Raw genomic sequence first — 22,900 nt, 5'->3', positions numbered from 1 at the left:
GTCTACTGGCCGGGATGGTCAGCGCGGGGATCGCGGCTGAAACCGGGCCCGGGCGGGGGAGCGGTGTCGGACATTCCGGGCCGTGAGGGCCGAGGTGCCGGTCCGGGTGGGAACGGTCCGGGTGGTTTCGGGAGTCCCGGCGGTCCATGCTGCTGTCGGCGAGGTGCTGGTGGGTAGGGCGAAATCTGCTGGCTCTGTGGCTGGAGCGGGTGTGGCGCATGCCGAGGGCCTGCTGGGCCGCTGGGGTGTGGGCGGGCCGCACCGCCTGGCACGCCCTGCGGGGGTTTGGGTTTCTTTGGTCGAAGCAGCATCCACACGACAACGCCGATGAGCATGAGCGCCAAAAGCACGAGAGCCAACCAGATGAGACTGCGCAGCCCCCAGAAAACAGCGAAAGCGCACGCAATGAGTCCCCACCACAGTGCATATTGGCGTGACGTCAGTGCGCCGATGGCGAGCAGAACCGCGTGGTCTGCCAAGAACAGCACCGTCAGCCAGCCGGGCCCAGTTGCTGCGGCCACTATCCCGGCCGCCGTCAGGACCATCCAGACGATGAGAATCCGCAGGTCGAACAGCGTGAACGATTGGCTTGCCGATGGGGGTGACCAAGGGGTGTTTCGGGCTCGGCGGGCCAGCACGAGGCCCCATGTGACTGCAACTGCTGTGGGTACGTGCCACAGGACGACGAAGGGGCTGTCGATGAAGCCGTCGATTGCCAGCATGACTGCGACAGCTCCGAGATACGAAGCACCTTCCCGGCACCCGAGTCTGTGGCTTGGATTCCTGAGGAATCGCGCGGCGCCGAACACCATGAGCGCCAAAATCGCGAATGTCAGTCCCGCAGCTGCACGCTTGGGGTTTTCGAGCCATCCGCGGTCGACCGTCACGAACATCTGCGCGAACAGGGCCATGAGCAGTGCCAGACCGGCCGTGATGAGAGAAGCGAGAATCTTGCGGTTGAAAAGAATGAGAACCCAGTGGCCGGCGTAGGACACCGCCCACACACCCCAAGATGCGAGCAGCATTCCCAGAGAGAAGCTCTTGGTCAGTTCGCCGAATACTGAGAAGAGGCCCATGAAGAGTGTGAGCCCCGCTGCCAGCTGGAGCCATTGAATCGACAGGCTCACGCTCATCCAGGCGATTGCGACCGCGGTCAGGGCGAACGCTGTCGCAATCACTGCAGTTGGAACACCGAGAAACCGTGTTGTCTGAACAGCCCAGAGCCCGCAGGTGAAGATCAAGACCGGAACTGCGAACAGGCGGAGTCTCCCAGGTTCGGCGGGGTGCTTTCGGCGAAGATAGGAGACCGCCCCCTGAGTTCCCGCCGCTGCAGCCAACGCCGCGACACCTGCGGTGATCATGACGATGGAAGCGCTGAGAACTCGACCGTCAGTGCCGAAGAACGTGTGCCGGAAGACTCCGGAGGCAGCAGCAGCCGCCCATACGATTGACATGGCGTATGCCGCTTGTGCCCGCCGAGCTCGCCCCTTCAGCCGCAAACGGTGCGACACTGCCCAAAGGACAGCTGATCCGATCCCGGCCAGTGGGATGAAGACAGCCGCGCTGTAGTTCACTCCTGCAGAGCGGCTGATGATGAAGCCCAGTGCTGCGGAAGCGCCGAAGGCGGCGCACAGTGCTGCAAGGGACATGACAGCAGAGCGGAAGAGGAAAGCAGCCCCGGCAAAGATTGCGGCAGCTGCCGCGGAAGCTGCAAAGAAGATCCACAACCACAGCGTGGAATTGTCTGCCCACACGAGAAACGTAAACGGCAGGCCGCCGGCAATGCTGATGACTGTCGTGCAGACTGTGGATGTCGATCGCAGCTGTCGGCGCTGCCTGCCCGCTTCGGTCCGCGAAGCAAAAGACAGTGCGCCGTGTCCGACGACCATGACAGTGCTCATAACAAGCAGCACCGCGCTTGAGGTCCACGGCGGTGTGAGATCTGACAAGCCGGCGGCCAGGATTGGCGCCGATGCCAGCGACAGTGCCGATGCCGCCTGGAGGAAAACAGAGTCCGATTGCCAGGCAGACCATGCACACACGAGCCCGGCCAGAAACAGGATGACTCCAGCGGCAAGCAGCGACGGGGCCATCGCGTTGAATGACGCTTCGCTCTGCTGTGTGGACGAGGAAACTGCTCCGAGGCGCGACGTCACACGCAAAGCCAGTATCGACACCGTGAGAATCGCGGTGGAAATGTACAGCGCAATGAGCAGCGTCAGCTGTCTGCCCCGGCGGGCGAACAACGGCAGAACAGCTGTCAGGATGAGGATTTGGATGAATCCGGCAGCGATCCCAGCGGTTGAGACAGTCACTGAGCACGTGGGCACAAAGCCGCCAGCTGTCGGTTCGGGGCTGGCTGTGGTCCGGCATATGGAGCCCGTCAGAGTTGTGATGCCGATTGTGCTGGCAAGCACCGCCGCGCCCAGGGCGTAGGTCCAGCTGCGGCACGTGCCCAACACGATGTAGAACACCGTGAGAACCAGCCAGAAAACGCCCTTCGCCCACGGTGAATCGTCAGGCAGGGTGATGAGCGCGCAGACACCCGATGCCGGAGCGATGATCTGCCCCAGCAGGGAGAAGGGCCGCGCCCAGTGAACCTGCTGGCCCCGGGCTGCGGAGAGAAAAGAGCGAAACCCGGCGGCGCCTCGTGAGTGATAGGGCCGGGCAGCGGCCGCCGGGCCTTCGAGCACGCGGCCGACCACTATGAACAGCATCGACACGATCACCAAGCCGACCCCGTAGTAGGCAAAGGACGGCCCGCCGAAGTTGATGGCGGACAGCACCGTCGAGCCGAGGAAAAGCAGGCCGAACCACGTGACGAACTCTGAGCGCAGCAGGGCAGCCGCAAGGGCACAGCTGACCAGCCCGAACGCCGAGGCGGCAAGCCACGCAGTCTTCGCACCGGCGATGCCAAGACCCCCGAGGGCGGCTCCCGAAACCGGAAGGAGGACGAGGCCGACCGCCGTCAGGGCAATGCCGACCGGCTTGAGGCGGGAGGACAGCAGCGAAATGAGCAGACCGGCGCCGTAGGTGATGATCCCGGTGCTGATGACGGCTGCCCCGCGCAGGAGCGCGTGTTCGGCGATGCCTACGAAGATGAATGCCGCGATCACAAGGAAGGTGGCCGCAACACCCAGCAGGATGTTCGCGTAGACGGAGGTGTCGCTGTTCATTCCGGCTGGAGCAGGGTCAGGGGCAGTCGGGCGCGGGGGATACGGCCCACGCCCAGGACCGTGGTGAGCGGCCACGGTCCGCAGCTGACGAGGTTCGGCGGGCGGGAAGGGCGGCACATTGGGTCCGACGGGCTGGCGGGCAGGCGTGGTCCCGGGCGGGGTCTGTGGGGAGCGGACGGTCTGTTGGGCGCCCGCGTGGGGCAGGGCAAGCCCAATGAGGCTGTAGATGAGCGCGGCGAGTGTCGCCAAGAACAGCAGCGGAACCGAGCCGAGTGTCGCGAGCATAAGCGGCAGGTTGAACATCTGGGCCTCCCAATAGATAGGCCCAGATTAACGTGAAGCCCCTCACAGTTGACTACCGGAAATACGCCGCAATCCAATATGTTGGACAGTGACTATAGGTCACAGGTGCTGGCGAGAAGTGGGGGAGTGCGGCACCTGGCAGGCCCGAATGGGTGGGCGCACAGGGCACATGCAGAAGCGCCCTGCCCGTCGCGACATCCGTCGGACCGTGCAGAGCGCAAAATGAGTGGAGAGGCAAAACCCTACCACACGGGGCCTTGCTGCGGCAGGACCAATCGGCTATCCTGAATGTTTGTGTTGCAGTGGGTTTGCTGTGCCTTCATATAGCGGTGGGCATCAAACTAGCACACCTCGGCCGAATCCGTTCTAATGTCAGCGGATCGAGTGTCGCTACAGCGGCCTGATCGGCCCGCGGGTGTCCAACGCTGCAGTGCACGAGTGATGACCACAACGTGGAAGGAACCCATTGGCCGCCGCCAACGAAAACATCAGGACCGCTAACCCGCCTCAGCGCATTTCCTTCGCGAAGATCCACGAACCTCTCGAAGTTCCCAACCTCCTGGGACTGCAGACCGACAGCTTCGACTGGCTGATCGGCTCGGAAGCCTGGCAGGAGCGAGTTGCGGAAGCAATCGAGAACGGCGACACCTCCATTCCGGAAACCTCGGGACTCGAAGACATCTTCGAAGAGATCTCTCCCATCGAAGACTTCTCGGGCTCCATGTCGCTGTCGTTCCGCGACCACCGCTTTGAACCGCCCAAGTACTCAATCGACGAGTGCAAGGAGCGCGACATCACCTATTCGGCGCCGCTGTTCGTCACCGCCGAATTCATGAACACCTCCACCATGGAGATCAAGAGCCAGACGGTGTTCATGGGCGACTTCCCGCTCATGACCCCCAAGGGCACCTTCATCATCAACGGAACCGAGCGCGTTGTCGTTTCGCAGCTCGTGCGCTCGCCCGGCGCCTACTTCGAGTCCGCTCCGGACAAGACCTCCGACAAGGACATCTTCACCGCGAAGATCATCCCGTCGCGCGGTGCCTGGATCGAATTCGAAGTCGACAAGCGCGACCAGGTCGGCGTCCGCCTCGACCGCAAACGCAAGCAGTCGGTCACAGTTCTGCTCAAGGCACTCGGCTGGACCTCGTCGGAAATCCTCGAACGCTACGGCGAATTCGAATCGATCCGCGAAACCCTGGCCAAGGACACCGTCGAAACGCGCGAAGAAGCGCTCATCGACATCTACCGCAAGCTGCGCCCGTCCGAACCGGCGACCGTCGAGGCCGCAGAGAACCTTCTGCAGAACCTCTACTTCAACCCCAAGCGCTACGACCTTGCCAAGGTCGGCCGCTACAAGGTCAACCGCAAGCTCGGACTCGATGAAGACGTCACGCAGGGCGTGCTCACCACCGAAGACATCGCGGCGGCCATCCACTACATCGTCGCGCTGCACGCCGGTCACGAAACGCTCAAGGGCGTTCGTGACGGTGAAAGCGCCGACATCCCGGTGGCGCTGGACGACATCGACCACTTCGGCAACCGCCGCATCCGCGCGGTCGGAGAACTGATCGAAGGCCAGGTTCGCACCGGTCTGTCGCGCATGGAGCGCGTGGTCCGCGAACGCATGACCACCCAGGACGTCGAAGCGATCACCCCGCAGACGCTGATCAACATCCGACCCGTCGTGGCAGCCATCAAAGAGTTCTTCGGAACCTCGCAGCTGTCGCAGTTCATGGACCAGAACAACCCGCTGGCCGGACTTACCCACAAGCGCCGCCTGTCGGCGCTGGGCCCCGGCGGTCTGTCCCGCGACCGTGCGGGCATGGAAGTCCGCGACGTCCACCCGTCGCACTACGGGCGCATGTGCCCCATCGAAACGCCGGAAGGCCCCAACATCGGTCTGATCGGCTCGCTGGCCTCCTACGCGCGCATCAACCCGTTCGGCTTCATCGAAACTCCGTACCGCATTGTCGAAAACGGTGTTGTCACCGACAAGACGCGCTACCTGACGGCCGATGATGAACTCCCGTACAACATCGCCCAGGCCAACGCGCCGCTGACCGAAGACCAGCGCTTCGCGGAAGACTTCGTCCTGTCCCGCCCCAAGGGCGGTTCCGGCGAAGCCGAACTGCTGCCGAAGGAAGAAATCGACTTCATGGACGTCTCCGCACGTCAGATGGTGTCGGTCGGCACGGCTCTCATTCCCTTCCTCGAACACGACGACGCCAACCGTGCGCTCATGGGTGCCAACATGCAGCGTCAGGCCGTCCCTCTGGTTCGTTCGGAAGCACCGCTGGTCGGCACCGGCATGGAGTACCGTTCGGCAATCGACGCCGGCGACGTCATCACGGCAGACAAGTCCGGTGTGGTCACCGAAGTCTCGGCTGACTACGTCACCGTCATGAACGACGACGACACCCAGACCATCTACCGGGCCGAGAAGTTCCGCCGTTCCAACCACGGCACCTCGTACAACCAGAAGATCATCGTCTCCGAGGGCGACCGAGTCGAAGCCGGCGCTGTGCTGGCTGACGGCCCGTCCACCCAGAACGGCGAAATGGCGCTCGGCAAGAACCTCCTCGTGGCGTTCATGTCGTGGGAAGGCTATAATTTCGAAGACGCCATCATCCTGTCCCAGCGCATGGTCCAAGACGATGTGCTGTCCTCAATCCACATTGAGGAATACGAAGTCGACGCCCGCGACACCAAGCTCGGCGCCGAAGAGATCACCCGCGACATCCCGAACATTGCGCAGGAAGCTCTGGCCGACCTCGACGACCGCGGCATCATCCGCATCGGCGCCGAAGTCACCGACGGCGACATCCTGGTCGGCAAGGTCACGCCGAAGGGCGAAACCGAACTCACGCCCGAAGAGCGCCTGCTGCGCGCCATCTTCGGCGAGAAGTCCCGCGAAGTCCGCGACACCTCGCTCAAGGTGCCCCACGGCGAAACCGGAACCGTGATCGCCGTCAAGGTCTTCGACCGCGAAGAAGACGACGAACTCACCCCCGGTGTGAACCAGCTGGTGCGCGTCTACGTGGCCCAGCGCCGCAAGATCACCGTCGGCGACAAGATGGCCGGACGCCACGGCAACAAGGGCGTCATCTCGACGATCCTGCCGGTTGAGGACATGCCGTTCATGGAAGACGGAACCCCCGTCGACATCATCCTCAACCCGCACGGTGTGCCTCGCCGAATGAACATCGGCCAGGTCTTCGAAACCCACCTCGGGTGGGCAGCCAAACAGGGCTGGAAGATCGAGGGCAGCCCCGAATGGGCGCAGGAGCTCAAAGACGCAGGCTTCGACTTCGAAGCCGAACCCGGCACCAACGTCGCGACCCCGGTGTTCGACGGTGCGCACGAACCCGAACTGCGCGGCCTGCTCGACAGCACTCGCCTCAACCGCGACGGCGAGCGCCTGATCGACGGATCCGGCAAGGCTCGTCTGTTCGACGGCCGCTCCGGCGAACCGTTCCCGTACCCGATCTCGGTGGGCTACATGTACATGCTCAAGCTGCACCACCTGGTCGACGACAAGATCCACGCCCGCTCCACCGGTCCGTACTCGATGATCACCCAGCAGCCGCTGGGCGGTAAGGCGCAGTTCGGCGGCCAGCGCTTCGGCGAAATGGAAGTGTGGGCCCTCGAAGCCTACGGTGCGGCATACACGCTGCAGGAACTCCTGACCACCAAGTCAGACGACGTTCCAGGCCGCGTCAAGGTGTATGAGGCAATCGTCAAGGGCGAGAACCTGCCCGACCCGGGCATCCCCGAGTCGTTCAAGGTCCTCATCAAGGAAATGCAGTCGCTGTGCCTTGACATCGAAGTTCTGTCGGCAGACGGCCACGCTGTCGAAATGCGCGAAGACGACGAAATGTACCGGGCCGCTGAAGAGCTCGGCATCAACCTCTCGCGCGACGAAGCCCAGACAGTCGACGAAGTCTGACAGCCAGCCAGCCCGAATTTTTACTGACCTTCTGAAGGTCACCAAGGAAGAGGATTTACGTGCCTGACGTTAATTTCTTTGATGAACTGCGCATCGGCCTGGCCACGGCTGATGAGGTTCGCCAGTGGTCACACGGCGAAGTCAAAAAGCCCGAAACCATCAACTACCGCACGCTTAAGCCAGAGAAGGACGGTCTGTTCTGCGAGCGGATCTTCGGTCCCACGCGCGACTGGGAATGCGCCTGCGGTAAGTACAAGCGCGTTCGCTTCAAGGGCATCATCTGTGAGCGCTGCGGTGTGGAAGTCACCCGCGCCAAGGTGCGCCGTGAGCGCATGGGCCACATTGAGCTCGCCGCGCCCGTCACCCACATCTGGTACTTCAAGGGTGTGCCCAGCCGCCTGGGCTACCTGTTGGACCTGGCGCCGAAGGACCTCGAAAAGGTCATCTACTTCGCGGCCTACATGATCACGTCGGTCGATGAAGACTCGCGCCACCGGGACATGCCCACCCTGCAGAACCAGGTGGACATTGAGAAGAAGCAGATCGAAGACCGCATGAGCGCGGACCTCGATCGCCGCACCAAGAAGCTCGAAGACGACCTCAAGGAACTCGAAGCCGACGGTGCAACCGCTGCGGCTAAGAGCAAGGTCGAAAAGCAGGCCAATAAGGAGCTCGGCAACATCCGCCGCAACTCCGAACGCCAGCTCGACCGCCTGGAACAGGTGTGGGACCGCTTCAAGAACCTCAAGGTCGCAGACCTCGAAGGCGACGAAAGCCTGTACCGCGACATGGTCGCCCGCTTCGGCATCTACTTCGAAGGCTCCATGGGTGCAGCTGCCATCCAGCAGCGCCTCAAGGACTTCGACCTCGAATCCGAAGCCGAAATGCTGCGCGAACTTATTCGCACCGGCAAGGGCCAGCGCAAGACCCGCGCGCTCAAGCGCCTCAAGGTCGTCAACGCATTCATGACCACGGACAACAAGCCCGAGGGCATGGTGCTCGACGCGATCCCGGTCATCCCGCCGGAACTGCGCCCCATGGTGCAGCTCGACGGTGGCCGCTTCGCAACCAGCGACCTCAACGACCTCTACCGTCGTGTCATCAACCGCAACAACCGCCTCAAGCGCCTGCTTGACCTCGGTGCACCCGAAATCATCGTCAACAACGAAAAGCGGATGCTCCAGGAAGCTGTTGACTCGCTGTTCGACAACGGTCGCCGCGGCCGCCCCGTCACCGGACCGGGCAACCGTCCGCTTAAGTCTCTGTCCGACATGCTCAAGGGCAAGCAGGGACGTTTCCGTCAGAACCTTCTGGGCAAGCGCGTCGACTACTCCGGCCGTTCGGTCATTGTTGTCGGCCCCACGCTGAAGCTGCACGAATGCGGTCTGCCCAAGACCATGGCGCTGGAACTGTTCAAGCCGTTCGTGATGAAGCGCCTGGTTGACCTCAACCACGCGCAGAACATCAAGTCCGCCAAGCGCATGGTCGAACGTCAGCACCCGCAGGTGTGGGACGTGCTCGAAGAAGTCATTCAGGAGCACCCCGTCCTTCTCAACCGCGCACCCACCCTGCACCGTCTGGGCATTCAGGCCTTCGAACCGCAGCTGGTCGAAGGCAAGGCAATTCAGATCCACCCGCTGGTCTGCACCGCCTTCAACGCCGACTTCGACGGTGACCAGATGGCAGTCCACCTGCCGCTGTCAGCTGAAGCACAGGCCGAAGCACGCCTGCTGATGCTGTCGGCAAACAACATCCTCAAGCCCTCGGACGGCAAGCCCGTGACCATGCCCACGCAGGACATGATCATCGGCATCTTCCACCTGACCTCCGAACGCGAAGACGTTCCCGGCATCGGCCGTGAGTTCGGTTCGGTGGCCGAAGCCATCATGGCCTACGACCGCGGCGAACTCGACCTCGGCGCAAAAGTGAAGATCCGCCTGAGCAACATCGTTCCGCATCGAAAGATGGAACTGCCGGAAGGATGGGAAGCTGGCGACACCCTCGTTCTTGAGACCACGCTGGGCCGTGCGCTGTTCAACCGGTCGCTGCCGGAAAACTACCCGTATGTCAACGAGACCATCGGCAAAAAGCAGCTGTCGAAGATCGTCAACCGCCTTGCAGACAACTACCCGCGTGTAGAAGTCGCCCAGGCGCTCGACAACTTCAAGGAAACCGGCTTCTACCAGGCAACCCGCTCAGGTCTGACCGTCGCAATGAGCGACATCGTGTCCCCGGAATCCAAGGAGCAGTCGCTCAACGAAGCCGAAGAACTCGTCGACAAGGTAGAAGAACAGTACGCCTTCGGTGCGCTCACCGACGACGAGCGCCGTACCGAACTGGTCAAGATCTGGTCGGACACCACCGACAAGATCGCCGAGGCAATGCAGAAGAACTTCACGTCGGAGAACTCGATTCTGCGCCTGGTCGAATCCGGTGCTTCCGGTAACTGGACGCAGGTTCGCCAGCTTGCCGCTATGCGCGGTCTGGTGACGAACCCCAAGGGTGAGATCATCCCGCGCCCGATCAAGTCGAACTACCGTGAAGGCCTGTCCGTCCTCGAGTACTTCATCGCATCGCACGGTGCTCGTAAGGGCCTGGCAGACACCGCTCTGCGTACGGCAGACTCCGGATACCTCACGCGTCGTCTGGTGGATGTTTCGCAGGATGTGATCATCCGCACCGAAACCACCGACTCGAAGCGCGGAATCACGCTTCCCGTCGCCCAGGAAGATGCCAACGGCAAGCTTGTCGTGCACGAATGGGCCGAAACCTCGGTTATGGGCCGCCTCACCGCTGTCGACGTCACCGACGCCGACGGCAACGTCGTGGTGCCCGCCAAGACCGACATTTCGGTCGATGTGCTCGACCAGCTGGTCGCAGCCGGTATCCGCGAAGTCAAGGTCCTGTCGGTCCTCACCGCAGACTCCGACGCGCAGATCTCGGCTGAGCACTACGGCCGGTCCATGGCAACCGGCAAGCTTGTCGACATCGGCGAAGCAGTCGGCACCGTGGCTGCACAGTCGATTGGTGAACCCGGTACGCAGCTGACCATGCGCACGTTCCACACCGGTGGTGTTGCTGCCGGAGGCGGCGGTGACATCACGCAGGGTCTGCCGCGTGTCACCGAGCTCTTCGAAGCACGGACGCCCAAGGGCTACGCGCCGATTTCGGAAGCCGCCGGCAAGGTCAAGATCGACGACAGCCGCAAGACGCGCTACGTCATCGTGATCCCCGCGGACGGCTCCGACGAAATCGAGCACGCAGTCGGCCGCCGCGCAAAGCTTCTGGTTGAAGACGGTCAGAACATCGAAGCCGGAACCCAGCTGGTCGAAGGTGCTATCGATCCCAAGCAGGTGCTGCGCATCCGCGGTCGTCGCGACGCCGAAAAGTTCCTTGTCGACGAAGTCCAGAAGGTCTACCGTTCGCAGGGTGTCGGCATTCACGACAAGCACATCGAAGTCATCGTGCGTCAGATGCTTCGCCGCGTGACGGTCATCGAATCCGGTGACACCAACCTGTTGCCGGGTGAACTGGTTGACCGCGGCCGCTACCAGGACGAAAACAAGCGCGTCGTCGCTGAAGGCGGCCAGCCGGCTTCCGCACGTGACGAACTCATGGGCATTACGAAGGCATCGCTGGCCACCGAATCGTGGCTGTCGGCCGCATCGTTCCAGGAGACCACGCGCGTCCTGACCGAAGCGGCAATGGAAGGCAAGTCCGACCCGCTGCTGGGCCTGAAGGAGAACGTCATCCTCGGTAAGCTCATCCCGGCCGGTACCGGTATGCACCGCTACCGCAACCTGGTTGTCGAACCGACTGACGAAGCCAAGCAGGAAATGTTCTCGAACACCTACGGCGACTTCTACCCGGCATTCGCCGGCGAAGGCTCGACCATTCCGCTCGAGGACTACGACTTCGGCGGCTTCGGCGACATCTGATTCGCCTAAGCGTGTGATTCGGCTGCGCAGCTGAATCACCAGCGCGACTAAGCGGGGGAGAGGCGCTTGTCTCTCACCCGTGGGCAAGCTGCTGAGCGGGTAGACCGCCAAGCCCAAGCCCGGCGCACAGCGGCCCGGAGGGATTTTCCCTCCGGGCCGCTTGTGTTCTGTGGGTAGGTGCGCTGCGAGGTGCCGCCCGGCTGGGACCGAGCCCTCCACCTCGGCACCGGATCTCAACCTCGCAGACCCCACAACTGCGGCCCACGCCTTAGCAACAGAAACTCCCGTCAGCAGTTGTTGCTAAGGCGCAGATCCGCAGCTAACGGGAGTTTGCTTGTTGCTAAGGGTGTTTTACGGTTTCGGGGTTTTGCCGGGTCGCCGAACTGGGTCCCAAAAACGCGCCGAGGGCGTCCTCACCCTTTGGCGAAAGCCACTTCATCCACAATCGCCCACAGAATCCACAGGGTTATCCACAGATATGGACTGGGGGTTGTGGAGCGATAGGTTCTCGGACGACAGTTGCATATGTTCAACGTGTTCTCGCTTCAAGAGGCAAAGGCTTTCGGCGCTCAAAAGTGGCAGGTCGAAAGGGCCGTCGGCTGTTGCCTCGAACGGCTGTATCGGTCCTGCTATTTCGTCAATCGCACCTGCGCCAAACACACTCAGTTCAACCGTTTCGCAGAACCGGAGATTCTGCACCTGATAGGGGAGGCCGCCTCAACAGGGAAGGGGCGCGCATGGTTCCAGCTGCAGGAGAAGAAGCACCTCGGCAAAGCTGAAGTCATCGGCCGACGGCTGAGTGAACGCGATGTTCTCAGCCACGAAACTGCCGCCCTGATCTACGGGCTTCCCGTGCTGACCGTTCCAAGCAAGGTGCAGATCATGAACCCGTCACGGTCCCGGGCAGGTGAAAGGTTTGTTCGGCGCCAGAGGCAGATTCGCCAACCTGAAGAGACAACCCTGTGGCATAGCGTTGCTGTCACCAGTTCGGTGCGCACGGTGCTGGATATCGCGAACGACAATTCGCTTGAGCACGCGGTCGCCGCGTTCGACGCTCTGCTGCGCTCGGAACCGAATAAGGCCCAGGCCTACAAACACTCTGCCCGCGAGCTCATCGACGCCAACGTGAAGTTCGCTGCCTCGCAGCGGGTGGTCAAACTCATGGAGTATTCGACGGGGCTGGCCGAATTGTACGGTGAAAGTGTCTGCATGGTCACGGTGCGCAACCTTGGCGTCAAAGGAATGGTCCAGCAGGCGAACATTGTCGATGAGAACGGTGACTTCGTTGCCCCGTTGACGGCCTGATTCCTGACAAGCGCATAATCATCGAGTTCGACGGGGCCGTGAAGTACCGAGACACCGGTGTCGGCGGCATCAATGAGCGCGGTGATCAGTTCATGCTCGAAAAGCAGCGTGAACACAGGCTGTACGTGCTCGGATACACGGTGGTGCGGATCATGTGGCACGACCTGCAGAACCCTCTCCGCCTGAGGGAACGACTAGCTGCAGTGGGTGCACTCGGCTAAGCGCGCCTTGGTCCTCCGCCTCGGGAGCCGTCCCATAGCCGCCGCCCACGCTTGAGCAGCAAAAACTCCCGTCAGCAGCTGTTGCTAAGGCGCAGACCTGCAGCTAACGGGAGTTTTCTTGTGGCTGAACCATCGAGCCGCCGAGGCTTCGCCTACCCCAGCAGCGCTTCGAGTTCGTCCCAGCGCTCCTTCGGTACAGCTTTCAGTGATTCCACTGCGTCGGCCATGGGCACGCGGATGATGTCTGTGCCGGACAGGCTGGTCATATAGCCCCAGCTGGCGTCGTGGACGAGGTCGACTGCGGCTAGGCCCAGACGTGTGGCGAGTACGCGGTCGTAGGCGGTGGGGACCCCTCCGCGCTGCAGGTGGCCGAGGATTGTCGCGCGAGTTTCGATGCCCGTCATGCGTTCGACTTCGGCTGCGACGTAGTCGCCGATTCCCCCGAGCCTCGGCCTCCCGTCGGCGGCGATTCCGGCAACCCCTTCTTCTGCGTCAACGCCGACGGGCACAAATCCTTCTGCAACCACGACGATGGGGGCGCGGCCTCGGTTGCGGGCGCTTTGAACCCACTCGGCGACGCGTTCCATGGTCACGGGGAATTCGGGCAGCAGGATGGCCTGTGCTCCTGCGGCCATGCCGGCGTGCAGTGCGATCCAGCCGACGTGCCTGCCCATGACTTCGACAACCATGCACCGGTGGTGTGATTCTGCTGTTGTGCGCAGTGCGTCGATGGAGCGTGTGGCGATTGCCGCTGCCGTGTCGAATCCGAACGTGTAGTCGGTGCTGCCGAGGTCGTTGTCAATGGTCTTGGGCACGCCGACTACGGGCAGTCCTTCGTCGTCAGCGAGTCGCGCGGCCCCAGCGAGCGTGCCTTCACCGCCGATGGCGATGACGCCGTCGATCTCATTGTCGCGCATCACTTGGCGCATGGCATCCGGCCCGCCCCCGGAGTAGGGGTGGGTGCGTGATGTGCCGAGAACAGTCCCGCCGCGGCCGCTGATTCCGCGCACATCGTGTGTGGTCAGCGGATGCAGGTCGCCTTCCAGCAGGCCCCGCCATCCGTCGCGGATGCCGACGAATTCATCACCTGAAAGCCGCACGCCTTTGCGGACGGCGCCGCGGATGACGGCGTTGAGGCCGGGGCAGTCGCCGCCGGAGGTCAGAATTCCGATCTTCACATTGGTCCTTTCGTCCGTGTGTGCGGAGGTCGTGTGTCATACGGGCATCAGGGTGCGGGCCGCTCGATGTTGTGCGGGCGGCCTGTTTCTACGAGGTGTTCTTACGAGGTGCCGCTCACCTAACGCTGTATGTTCTGGCCAGCGGTCACCTGCCGCCGGTCTGGACTCCAGGGTCCAGGTGGACGTCGTTTCCGCCCATGAGGTTGAAGCCTTTGATGATGAGCGTTCCGTTTGAGCCGTCGCCAAAGGCATTGGGTTTGATGTCGTTGCCGCCAAGGATATTCACCGAGTGGTCGATGATGCGCACGCCGGCGGGCACGTATATGTCTGAACCGCCCATTGTGTTCATGCTGAAGATCGTGATTTCTGCGCCCGGCCCGCAGACTTCAGACAAATAGAGGTCGCTGCCGCCCATCAGCGCGAAGGATGTCACCTGCGGGGTGTTCGCAGCGATCGATTTGGAGGATCCGCCGAGAACTGCAATGTCTGTCACTGTCGGCCCGTCTCCGGGTCGCGCGGGAACGACGGCGTTCTTTGGCTGCACGGCTGACGAGGTGCCGCCCGGCTTAGGGGCGTTTGTTTCCTCCCTGATTCGGGACTCGATTTCGCGGCCTTCGGGAATGTCGTGAATGATCGGAAGCAGTTCGTGAAGGTAGATGCAGGCCAGAATGGCGTTCTGGCGCTCGTCTAGATCCTCTGGTGAGAGCCGACCCGCGACGTGTGCGTTGGAGATGACCTGCAGGACATCGTCACGGTCGCGATCAGAGGCGCGAATGCGGTGCTGGTGCTGGTCGAAGGCGTCGCTGGCGGAGGGCCGGTAATCAGTCATTCTTCAACAATAGTGCTGGGCGGACTGTGCGTCGTGGAATGTTTTCGGAGAATGAGCGAACCTCAAGCAAACTCCTTGCAGAACACGGCTGCCGGCGCGTTACAGTTGGAACGCCTGAAATCGCCAGGTCAAGCACCGTCCAACCGTGTTTTGACCGAGTGGCTCGCCGAGGGTTACCCTAGGTGTATCTGCGATTTTTCGGCAGGCGGTGTTGTTGCCCTATGGCGGTGAAGTTTTCATCATCACACGGAAAACATCAACACCGGTGGTTTTTCGCCATATACCGACAGACAGTGCGGCTGCACTGGAAACGGCGGTGGAAGCCACGTCTGCAGTCGGGCACGCAGCTTCACCCGGCCGCAGAAGGATACGCTCCTGAATCCTCAGGAGATTAGGAATAACGAGAAGCATCGGAGAACCTGATAAGTGCCTACAATTCAGCAGCTCGTCCGCAAGGGACGGCACGACAAGCCGGCGAAGAACGCTACGCCTGCTCTTAAGGGCAGCCCGCAGCGTCGCGGCGTGTGCACTCGCGTGTACACGACCACGCCGAAGAAGCCCAACTCGGCACTGCGCAAGGTCGCACGTGTCAAGCTCTCTTCGCAGATCGAAGTGACCGCCTACATCCCGGGTGAAGGCCACAACCTCCAGGAGCACTCCATCGTGCTCGTGCGCGGAGGCCGTGTGAAGGACCTCCCCGGTGTCCGCTACAAGATTGTTCGCGGTGCACTCGACACTCAGCCCGTCAAGGGCCGTCAGCAGGCTCGCAGCCGCTACGGAGCGAAGAAGGAGAAGAAGTAATGCCGCGTAAGGGCCCCGCACCCAAGCGCCCGGTCGCAATCGACCCGGTCTACAACTCACCGCTGGTCACCCAGCTCATCAACAAGGTCCTCCTCGACGGCAAGCGCTCCACCGCTGAGCGCATCGTCTACGGCGCACTCGAAAGCGCTTCGGAGAAGGCCAACGTCGAGGCTCTCACCCTTCTGAAGAAGGCCCTCGACAACATTCGCCCGTCGCTGGAGGTCCGCTCCCGCCGCGTCGGCGGTGCCACCTACCAGGTGCCGGTTGACGTCCGCCCCGCCCGTTCCACCACGCTGGCTCTGCGCTGGCTGGTTCAGTTTGCTCGTCAGCGTCGCGAAAAGACGATGACCGAGCGTCTGATGAACGAAATCCTCGACGCTTCCAACGGCCTTGGTGCTGCTGTGAAGCGCCGCGAGGACATGCACAAGATGGCTGAGTCCAACAAGGCCTTCGCTCACTACCGCTGGTAATCATCAGGCGGTGCCCGTTTCGGCGGGTGCTGCTTGTCCAGGTACTTCTTACGAGAGAGGGACACCGTGGCACTTGAAGTGCTGACTGACCTTAAAAAGGTCCGCAACATCGGCATCATGGCTCACATTGATGCCGGTAAGACAACCACCACCGAACGAATCCTGTTCTACACCGGCGTCAACTACAAGCTGGGCGAAACCCACGACGGCGCTTCGACCATGGACTGGATGGAGCAGGAACAGGAGCGCGGCATCACGATTACATCGGCCGCGACGACCTGCTACTGGCAAGACAACCAGATCAACATCATCGACACCCCCGGGCACGTCGACTTCACCGTGGAAGTGGAGCGTTCGCTCCGCGTTCTCGACGGCGCTGTCGCTGTGTTCGACGGCAAGGAAGGTGTTGAGCCGCAGTCCGAAACCGTTTGGCGTCAGGCTGACAAGTACGACGTCCCGCGCGTCTGCTTTGTCAACAAGATGGACAAGCTCGGTGCTGACTTCTACTACACCGTCGGCACCATCAAGGACCGTCTCGGCGCTAAGCCGCTGGTCATTCAGCTGCCCATCGGCGCTGAAAGCGACTTCGAGGGCGTTGTCGACCTCCTCGAAATGAAGGCCTACGTCTGGCCGGACGAAACCAAGATGGGCCAGGACATGCAGGAAATCGAAATCCCTGCTGACCTGCAGGAACGCGCGGAAGAATACCGTGCAGCCCTGGTCGAAGACGTTGCCGAAGCCAGTGAAGAGCTCATGGAGAAGTACCTCGAAGAAGGCGAACTCTCCATCGACGAAATCAAGGCCGGCATCCGCCAGCTCACGATTGCCTCAGAAGCCTTCCCCGTCATGTGCGGTTCGGCTTTCAAGAACAAGGGTGTGCAGAAGGTCCTTGACGCTGTCATCGACTACCTGCCTTCGCCGCTTGACGTTCCGCCGGTCACCGGCCTCGTCTACGGCAAGGAGGACGAAGAGGTTGTGCGCAAACCCTCGAAGGACGAACCGTTCTCGGCTCTGGCCTTCAAGGTTGCAACGCACCCGTTCTTCGGTTCGCTCACCTACATTCGCGTGTACTCCGGTCACGTGAAGTCCGGTGACACGCTGCTGAATACCACCACCGGCAAGCGTGAGCGCGTAGGCAAGCTCTTCCAGATGCACTCCAACAAGGAAAACCCTGTTGAAGAGGCATTTGCAGGTCACATCTATGCCTTCATCGGCCTGAAGGACACCACTACCGGTGACACCCTCGCCGATCCGTCCAACCCGGTTGTTCTGGAGTCGATGGCATTCCCCGAGCCCGTCATCTTCGTTTCTATCGAACCGAAGACGAAGGGCGACCAGGAAAAGCTGTCCTCGGCTATTCAGAAGCTCGTCAAGGAAGACCCGACGTTCACGGTCAACCTCAACGAAGAAACCGGCCAGACCGAAATCGGCGGCATGGGCGAACTTCACCTCGATGTGTTCGTCGACCGCATGAAGCGCGAATTCAAGGTCGAAGCCAACATCGGCAAGCCTCAGGTTGCGTACCGCGAAACCATTCGCAAGGCAGTCGAAAAGTACGACTACACGCACAAGAAGCAGACCGGTGGTTCGGGCCAGTTCGCCAAGGTTCAGATCACCATCGAGCCGATGGAGGTCGAAGGCGACAAGATCTACGAATTCGACAACGCGATCACCGGTGGCCGCGTGCCCCGCGAATACATTCCGTCGGTGGATGCGGGCATCCAGGATGCCATGCAGGTCGGTGTTCTCGCCGGCTACCCGATGGTCGGCATCAAGGCCACCCTGGTCGACGGTGCTTACCACGACGTCGACTCGTCGGAAATGGCGTTCAAGCTCGCCGGTTCGATGGCATTCAAGGAGGCTGCTCCCAAGGCGCGCCCCGTGCTGCTCGAACCGCTCATGGATGTCGAAGTCCGCACTCCGGAGGAGTACATGGGCGACGTCATCGGCGACTTGAACTCGCGTCGCGGACAGGTGCAGTCGATGGAAGACGCCACCGGCATTAAGGTTGTGCGTGCACTCGTCCCGCTGTCGGAAATGTTCGGCTACATCGGCGACCTGCGCTCCAAGACGCAGGGACGTGCCGTCTACGGCATGCAGTTCCACTCGTACGCCGAAGTTCCGCAGAACGTTTCGGACGAAATCATCCAAAAGACCCGCGGCGGAGAATAATCTCCCCGTTGCTCGGCGGGGCAGCTGCACGCTGTCCCGCCGAGCGCAACAAGTAAAAAGGCGCGGCGCTCACAAGCTTGCGCCGCACCAATCACTAGGAGGAACCCAGTGGCAAAGGCTAGCTTCGAAAGGACTAAGCCGCACGTCAACATCGGTACCATTGGTCACGTTGACCACGGTAAGACGACTCTGACCGCGGCAATCACGAAGGTCCTTGCAGACCAGTACCCCGACCTCAACGAAGCACGTGCATTCGACCAGGTCGACAACGCTCCTGAAGAGCGTGAACGTGGTATTACCATCAACGTTTCGCACGTTGAGTACGAGACCGAAAAGCGTCACTACGCTCACGTTGACGCCCCCGGTCACGCTGACTACGTCAAGAACATGATCACCGGTGCCGCCCAGATGGACGGCGCAATCCTGGTTGTCGCTGCAACCGACGGCCCGATGCCGCAGACCCGTGAGCACGTTCTGCTCGCTCGCCAGGTCGGCGTTCCCTACATCGTCGTGGCTCTGAACAAGTCCGACATGATCGACGACGAAGACCTCTTCGACCTCGTCGAAATGGAAGTCCGCGAACTCCTGTCTGACCAGGAATTCCCCGGCGACGACGCACCTGTCATCCGCGTTTCGGCTCTCAAGGCCCTCGAAGGCGACCCGGAATGGGTCAAGTCGGTCCAGGACCTCATGGAAGCTGTCGACGAAAACGTTCCGGAACCGGAGCGCGACATCGACAAGGACTTCCTCATGCCCGTGGAAGACGTCTTCACCATTACCGGTCGCGGCACCGTCGTCACCGGTCGTGTTGAGCGCGGCATCCTGCTGCCGAACGAAGAAATCGAGATCGTCGGCATCAAGCCGCAGTCCTCGAAGACCACCGTCACCGCTATCGAAATGTTCCGCAAGACCCTGCCGGACGCTCGTGCAGGTGAAAACGTCGGTCTGCTTCTGCGCGGCACCAAGCGCGAAGACGTTGAGCGCGGTCAGGTCATCGTGAAGCCCGGCAGCATCACGCCGCACACCAAGTTCGACGCACAGGTCTACATCCTGTCGAAGGAAGAAGGCGGCCGTCACAACCCCTTCTACTCGAACTACCGTCCGCAGTTCTACTTCCGCACCACGGACGTCACCGGCGTCATCACGTTGCCTGAAGGCACCGAGATGGTTATGCCCGGCGACGACACCGAAATGTCGGTCGAGCTCATCCAGCCGGTCGCCATGGAAGAAGGCCTCCGCTTCGCTATCCGCGAAGGTGGACGCACCGTCGGCGCAGGCCGTGTCACCAAGATCCACGCCTGATCTTCTGACAGCCTGACAGAGAGCCCCGTGGTTTCGGCCGCGGGGCTCTTTGCTGTCTGCATAGGCGAGGAAGCGACTGCCAACAGCGCAGAGGGTGAGACGGCCGAAGGAACTGCGGAACGCCGTGACGCACAACATCAGCCTCCGATTTGAGCTTGTGTGCTAGGTGTGCAAAGATGTGAAAGTTGCGTTTTCGGGCGCAGACCCCTGCTCGGCATCAGCCGGATGCCCGGAAACATCGGAAGTGAATCCGCTACGGGTTCGGTTCACCGAAACAACTCTGACAGCGAGTCGCACTGCCCAGGCAGCTTTTTTTAAAAAGATTGTTGCGACACGCCCGACCGCGGGGGTCGGAAGAACAGCTGGTGCAAACCGCCAGATCCGCAAGGACGGGCGGTTGATGGCCAGGAAGAACAAAGGATGGAGTTACGACGCCATGGCCGGACAGAAGATCCGCATCAGGCTCAAGTCGTACGACCACGCTGTGATCGACAGCGCTGCACGCAAGATCGTGGAGACTGTCACACGCGCTGGCGCTACGGTTGTGGGCCCCGTGCCGTTGCCGACTGAAAAGAACGTGTACTGCGTTATTCGGTCGCCCCACAAGTACAAAGACAGCCGCGAGCACTTTGAGATGCGCACCCACAAGCGGCTCATCGACATCGTCGACCCGACGCCCAAGGCAGTTGACTCGCTCATGCGCCTTGACCTCGCCGACGACGTCAACATCGAGATCAAGCTCTAAGGGAGGGACTTTCAATGGCTAACACCCGTTCCAAGGCCCTTCCCACCACCCGCACATTCAAGGGCCTGCTCGGCAAGAAGCTCGGCATGACCCAGGTGTGGGACGAAGAGGGCAACCTCGTTCCCGTCACCGCCGTCGCCGTTGACACCAACGTTGTCACCCAGATCCGCGACGTCGAAACCGACGGCTACGCAGCAATCCAGATCGGCTCGGGCGAAATCGACCCGCGCAAGGTCAACAAGCCGACCGCCGGTCACTTCGACAAGGCCGGCGTCACACCTCGCCGCTACCTCGTTGAGCTTCGCACGGCTGATGCCGGCGAATACTCGCTCGGCCAGGAGTTCGGCGTTGACGTCTTCGAAGCCGGCACCAAGGTTGACGTGACCGCCAACACCAAGGGCAAGGGCCACGCAGGCGTTATGAAGCGCCACGGCTTTGCCGGTGTCGGCGCATCGCACGGTCAGCACCGCAACCACCGCAAGCCCGGCTCCATCGGCGGCGCAGCCACACCCGGCCGCGTCTTCAAGGGCCAGCGCATGGCCGGCCGTATGGGCAACGTCAAGCAGACCACCCAGAACCTCACGATTCACGCGGTCGACGCTGAAAACAGCGTTCTGCTGCTCAAGGGTGCTGTTCCGGGAGCCAAGGGTGCTGTCGTCCTCGTTCGCTCTGCAGTGAAGGGAGCATGACTCCGATGGCTGAAACCAAGTCAATCGACGTTCTCGACGCAGCCGGCAAAAAGGCCGGAACCGCTGAACTGCCCGCCGCGATCTTCGATGTGCCGACGAACGTCGCGCTCATCCACCAGGTCGTGACTGCGCAGCTGGCCGCAGCTCGCCAGGGAACGCACAAAACCAAGACCCGCGCTGAAGTCCGCGGTGGTGGCCGCAAGCCGTGGCGCCAGAAGGGCACCGGCAACGCACGCCAGGGTTCGATCCGCGCTCCGCAGTTCGCAGGCGGCGGCATCGTCCACGGTCCGGTTCCGCGCGACTACTCGCAGCGCACCCCCAAGAAGATGAAGGCTGCAGCACTGCGCGGCGCACTTTCTGATCGGGCGCGCTTCGACCAGGTGCACGCTGTGACTGCCCTCGTCGACGGTGACACGCCTTCGACCAAGGCTGCTCGCGCAGCAATCGAAAAGCTTTCGAGCAACAAGAACCAGCTCGTCGTCGTCACCGACGACGACCGCGTCACCGAACTGTCGGTTCGCAACCTGCCCAACGTGCACACGCTGCACTGGGGACAGCTGAACACCTACGACGTGCTGATGGCCGACGACATCATCTTCACCGAGGCTGCGCTCAAGGCGTACCTCGGCAAGAACGAGGAGGCAGCCAAGTGAGCAGCGTAACCATCAAGGACCCGCGCGACATCATCATCGCGCCGGTCGTTTCGGAGAAGACCTACGGGCTCATGGACGAAGGCAAGTACACCTTCCTCGTTGATCCGCGGTCGAACAAAACCGAAATCAAGTACGCCATCGAAAGCATCTTCGGCGTCAAGGTCGACAAGGTCAACACCTTCAACCGCGAGGGCAAGCGCACGCGCACCCGCACCGGTTACGGCAAGCGCAAGAACACCAAGCGCGCCGTCGTCGCCCTTCGCGAAGGATCGATCGACATTTTCGGCGGATCGCTCTAAGCGATCCAGTTCAGAAGGAATTGAAGACTCATGGGAATCCGTAAGTACAAGCCCACGACCCCGGGCCGCCGTGGCTCGTCGGTCGCGGACTTCGTCGAAGTGACCCGGTCTACGCCGGAGAAGTCGCTTCTGCGTCCGCTGCCGAAGAAGGGCGGCCGCAACAGCCAGGGCCGAGTCACCACCCGTCACCAGGGCGGTGGCCACAAACGCCAGTACCGCGTGATCGACTTCCGTCGTCACGACAAGGACGGCGTCCCGGCAAAGGTCGCACACATCGAGTACGACCCGAACCGCACCGCGCGCATTGCACTGCTGCACTACGTCGACGGCGAGAAGCGCTACATTCTCGCCCCGAACAAGCTCAAGCAGGGCGACCGCGTCGAAGCCGGAGCACAGGCTGACATCAAGCCGGGCAATGCTCTGCCGCTGCAGAACATCCCCGTCGGCACCGTGATCCACGCAATCGAACTTCGCCCCGGCGGCGGAGCCAAGATCGGCCGCAGCGCCGGCACTTCGGCTCAGCTCGTTGCGAAGTTCGGCCGCTACGCACAGCTGCGCATGCCCTCGGGTGAAATCCGCAACGTCGATGCTCGCTGCCGCGCGACCGTCGGCGAAGTCGGCAACGCCGAGCAGGCCAACATCAGCTGGGGCAAGGCCGGCCGCATGCGCTGGAAGGGCGTGCGTCCCACCGTCCGCGGTGTTGCAATGAACCCGATCGACCACCCGCACGGTGGTGGTGAAGGCCGCACCTCGGGTGGCCGTCACCCGGTCAGCCCCTGGGGCCAGCCGGAAGGACGCACCCGCCGTCCGAACCGCGAAAGCGACAAGTACATTGTGCGCCGCCGTCGCACCGGCAAGAAGCGCTGATAG

At 62.0% G+C, this 22,900-nt stretch carries 16 protein-coding genes; 13 read left to right on the top strand and 3 right to left on the bottom strand.

Annotated elements, in window-relative coordinates; translation table 11 throughout:
* Positions 1-2: 2 nt before the first annotated feature.
* Complete coding sequence (locus GC119_RS03705) at positions 3-3,479, bottom strand: proline-rich domain-containing protein (RefSeq protein WP_151952463.1); 3,477 nt, start codon at positions 3,477-3,479, stop codon at positions 3-5.
* A 466-nt stretch (positions 3,480-3,945) separates the two neighbouring features.
* Here GC119_RS03705 and rpoB point away from each other — a divergent pair, with 466 nt between their 5' ends.
* The 4 genes from rpoB to GC119_RS03685 all read left to right on the top strand — a co-directional run bounded on the left by rpoB (position 3,946) and on the right by GC119_RS03685 (position 12,892).
* Complete coding sequence (gene rpoB / locus GC119_RS03700) at positions 3,946-7,428, top strand: DNA-directed RNA polymerase subunit beta (protein ID WP_151952462.1); 3,483 nt, start codon at positions 3,946-3,948, stop codon at positions 7,426-7,428.
* Positions 7,429-7,487: 59 nt separating this feature from the next.
* On the top strand, positions 7,488-11,366 hold the full coding sequence (locus GC119_RS03695; RefSeq protein ID WP_070776535.1) for a DNA-directed RNA polymerase subunit beta': 3,879 nt from the start codon (positions 7,488-7,490) through the stop codon (positions 11,364-11,366).
* 525 nt (positions 11,367-11,891) lie between these two features.
* The gene (locus GC119_RS03690; RefSeq protein WP_151952461.1) at positions 11,892-12,671 is read left to right on the top strand and encodes a hypothetical protein; all 780 of its coding nucleotides are present in this window, start codon (positions 11,892-11,894) and stop codon (positions 12,669-12,671) included.
* Positions 12,672-12,709: 38 nt separating this feature from the next.
* Positions 12,710-12,892 carry a hypothetical protein gene (locus GC119_RS03685; RefSeq protein ID WP_151952460.1) on the top strand — a complete coding sequence of 61 codons (183 nt, stop codon included), beginning with the start codon at positions 12,710-12,712 and terminating at the stop codon, positions 12,890-12,892.
* Positions 12,893-13,044: 152 nt separating this feature from the next.
* On the opposite strand, the gene GC119_RS03680 is transcribed toward GC119_RS03685, so the two are convergent.
* Entirely contained in the window at positions 13,045-14,070 is a 1,026-nt protein-coding gene (locus GC119_RS03680) for an ATP-dependent 6-phosphofructokinase (RefSeq protein ID WP_070573427.1), read from the bottom strand.
* Positions 14,071-14,215: 145 nt separating this feature from the next.
* Positions 14,216-14,899: a DUF1707 domain-containing protein gene (locus tag GC119_RS03675; RefSeq protein WP_151952459.1), complete on the bottom strand. Its 684-nt coding sequence runs from the start codon at positions 14,897-14,899 to the stop codon at positions 14,216-14,218.
* A 426-nt stretch (positions 14,900-15,325) separates the two neighbouring features.
* Between GC119_RS03675 and rpsL the strand changes: the two genes are divergently transcribed.
* The 9 genes from rpsL to rplB all read left to right on the top strand — a co-directional run bounded on the left by rpsL (position 15,326) and on the right by rplB (position 22,897).
* Positions 15,326-15,700 carry a 30S ribosomal protein S12 gene (gene rpsL / locus GC119_RS03670; RefSeq protein WP_019174631.1) on the top strand — a complete coding sequence of 125 codons (375 nt, stop codon included), beginning with the start codon at positions 15,326-15,328 and terminating at the stop codon, positions 15,698-15,700.
* Positions 15,700-16,170, top strand: coding sequence for a 30S ribosomal protein S7 (rpsG, locus tag GC119_RS03665; RefSeq protein WP_019174632.1), 471 nt, complete (start codon positions 15,700-15,702; stop codon positions 16,168-16,170). The genes rpsL and rpsG overlap by 1 nt, the downstream gene beginning before the upstream one ends.
* A gap of 66 nt (positions 16,171-16,236) precedes the next feature.
* Positions 16,237-18,342, top strand: a complete 2,106-nt coding sequence (gene fusA, locus GC119_RS03660; protein ID WP_070573431.1) for an elongation factor G — start codon at positions 16,237-16,239, stop codon at positions 18,340-18,342.
* Positions 18,343-18,450: 108 nt separating this feature from the next.
* Positions 18,451-19,644, top strand: a complete 1,194-nt coding sequence (tuf, locus tag GC119_RS03655) for an elongation factor Tu (protein WP_070573433.1) — start codon at positions 18,451-18,453, stop codon at positions 19,642-19,644.
* A gap of 436 nt (positions 19,645-20,080) precedes the next feature.
* Positions 20,081-20,389, top strand: coding sequence for a 30S ribosomal protein S10 (rpsJ, locus tag GC119_RS03650; protein ID WP_019174635.1), 309 nt, complete (start codon positions 20,081-20,083; stop codon positions 20,387-20,389).
* 14 nt (positions 20,390-20,403) lie between these two features.
* A complete protein-coding gene (gene rplC, locus GC119_RS03645) occupies positions 20,404-21,078 on the top strand; it encodes a 50S ribosomal protein L3 (RefSeq protein ID WP_070573435.1) in 675 nt (224 codons plus the stop codon).
* A gap of 5 nt (positions 21,079-21,083) precedes the next feature.
* Positions 21,084-21,731, top strand: a complete 648-nt coding sequence (gene rplD / locus GC119_RS03640; protein ID WP_070573513.1) for a 50S ribosomal protein L4 — start codon at positions 21,084-21,086, stop codon at positions 21,729-21,731.
* Entirely contained in the window at positions 21,728-22,030 is a 303-nt protein-coding gene (rplW, locus tag GC119_RS03635; RefSeq protein ID WP_019174638.1) for a 50S ribosomal protein L23, read from the top strand. The genes rplD and rplW overlap by 4 nt, the downstream gene beginning before the upstream one ends.
* A gap of 30 nt (positions 22,031-22,060) precedes the next feature.
* Positions 22,061-22,897 (top strand): 50S ribosomal protein L2, encoded by an 837-nt coding sequence (rplB, locus tag GC119_RS03630; protein WP_070573437.1) that lies wholly within the window; start codon positions 22,061-22,063, stop codon positions 22,895-22,897.
* The last annotated feature ends 3 nt before the right edge of the window (positions 22,898-22,900 follow it).

The sequence above is a fragment of the Brevibacterium sp. Marseille-P9724 genome (assembly GCF_902500275.1).
Classification (GTDB): Bacteria; Actinomycetota; Actinomycetes; order Actinomycetales; family Brevibacteriaceae; genus Brevibacterium.
The sequence above is the reverse complement of the archived record's forward strand: the minus strand, read 5'-3'. Positions and strand labels throughout refer to the sequence as shown.

Bases quoted from the DNA above. Each gene is read 5' to 3' on its own strand.
- GC119_RS03705 (WP_151952463.1), bottom strand. From the start codon at position 3,479: ATGTTCAACCTGCCGCTTATGCTCGCGACACTCGGCTCGGTTCCGCTG.
- GC119_RS03690 (WP_151952461.1), top strand. From the start codon at position 11,892: ATGTTCAACGTGTTCTCGCTTCAAGAGGCAAAGGCTTTCGGCGCTCAA.
- GC119_RS03675 (WP_151952459.1), bottom strand. From the start codon at position 14,899: ATGACTGATTACCGGCCCTCCGCCAGCGACGCCTTCGACCAGCACCAG.
- rpsG (WP_019174632.1), top strand. From the start codon at position 15,700: ATGCCGCGTAAGGGCCCCGCACCCAAGCGCCCGGTCGCAATCGACCCG.
- rpsJ (WP_019174635.1), top strand. From the start codon at position 20,081: ATGGCCGGACAGAAGATCCGCATCAGGCTCAAGTCGTACGACCACGCT.
- rplC (WP_070573435.1), top strand. From the start codon at position 20,404: ATGGCTAACACCCGTTCCAAGGCCCTTCCCACCACCCGCACATTCAAG.
- rplD (WP_070573513.1), top strand. From the start codon at position 21,084: ATGGCTGAAACCAAGTCAATCGACGTTCTCGACGCAGCCGGCAAAAAG.
- rplB (WP_070573437.1), top strand. From the start codon at position 22,061: ATGGGAATCCGTAAGTACAAGCCCACGACCCCGGGCCGCCGTGGCTCG.